Annotated in this window: 1 protein-coding gene; it reads right to left on the bottom strand. The window is 46.7% G+C overall.

Going from position 1 to position 441, the window contains the following annotated elements; all coding sequences use genetic code 11:
• Nucleotides 1-66: 66 nt before the first annotated feature.
• Nucleotides 67-441 (bottom strand): tail fiber domain-containing protein (locus tag D7W79_RS44685; RefSeq protein ID WP_208729993.1); only part of this gene is annotated, 375 nt, incomplete at its 5' end.

Below are 441 nucleotides of genomic sequence, written 5' to 3' on the forward strand. Positions count from 1 at the left end.
ATCAGTACCTGCGCAGCCACAGCACAAAGCGCATGAAGAAAAGGTGTTATATCCATTACTCCTCCTTTATCCGATATCGCTTCGGGAAGTTGATAACAACTTCAATTCTGACTCAAGTTCATCAACTCTTTCGGTCAGTTTCTGGATATGGTGAATCAGTGGAACAACCAGACGTTCGTACATTACACCTTCGGCAACAAGGCCATTGCTGGAAATAGCTTCCCGTGCATCATCTTCGTTAGCTGATCGCCAGTGTACAAACTGAGGGGCAATTTCTCCTACTTCCTCGGCAATCAATCCGTAGAATCCCCAGTCACGCCTGTCATTTTCGCATTGTGACCTGTACCATACAGGGCGCATCCTGAAAATGAGATCGGCGTGCTCTGAATCTATCGTCTCTACTGAATGCTTATAGCGGATAGACGATGTTGACCGCAGTAC

Origin of the sequence: Corallococcus exercitus, assembly GCF_003611585.1 — a bacterium.
In the GTDB taxonomy this organism is placed as follows: domain Bacteria; phylum Myxococcota; class Myxococcia; order Myxococcales; family Myxococcaceae; genus Corallococcus; species Corallococcus exercitus.